Origin of the sequence: Clostridium sp. UBA5119, from assembly GCF_002414285.1 — a bacterium.
GTDB lineage: Bacteria > Bacillota > Clostridia > Clostridiales > Clostridiaceae > Clostridium_J > Clostridium_J sulfidigenes.
The window spans coordinates 1-686 of the sequence record NZ_DHYX01000027.1 but is presented as its reverse complement, the minus strand read 5'-3'; the positions used below and the strand labels follow the sequence as shown (position 1 = coordinate 686).

Annotated in this window: 1 protein-coding gene; it reads right to left on the bottom strand. The window is 30.6% G+C overall.

What is annotated here, in order from left to right:
* Window positions 1-150: 150 nt before the first annotated feature.
* A partial coding sequence (locus tag B2671_RS03310; RefSeq protein WP_346869147.1) for an NUDIX hydrolase occupies window positions 151-686 on the bottom strand: 536 nt, incomplete at its 5' end.

Genomic DNA, 686 nt, shown 5'->3' with positions numbered 1-686 from the left:
ATCCATAAGCCTTCACCATTCCTTATTAATCTTTTATTTCTTTATTTTGTAATATAATATCACATTGCACTATAAATTGCTGTAATAAGTGTTACAAACAAAGATTATTTCCTCATATGCTTAACAATTTTAAAATATAAGTGTATTAGTTTACCTAAGATTATTTAACCTGTTAATAGCTAAATTAATCATCTTTTCATGGTCAAAAGCTAATAAGTCTGTATTTTCCATTGAAGGTTTTATATATGCTCCCCTGCTTCTACCACTTCCTTTTTTAACACTCTTCTCTAATACTAAATATTCTATTTTTATTTTTCTTTCCTCATTATAAAAAATTAATCTGTAGTTACTTTCCTCCTGATTAGAGCTCAAAATATTTTTTTCAACTCTAAACCAAGCCACTTCTGCTGCATCATCTCCTGCCTTAGGTTTTAATTTATCATAATCTACCAATGCAACATATGAAACACTTATAATCCTATCTCGTGGATCTCTTCCTACGTCTCCAAAGGTATATAGTTGCTCTAGATAAACATCATCCACATTAGTTTCTTCTTTTAACTCCCTAAGAGCTGCAGCCTCTATATCTTCATCCATGTTCACAAATCCTCCAGGAATTGCCCACTTACCTATACAGGGATGATCTTTCCTCTTCACTAACAATATTTGTAGTTGATTTTTTTCTT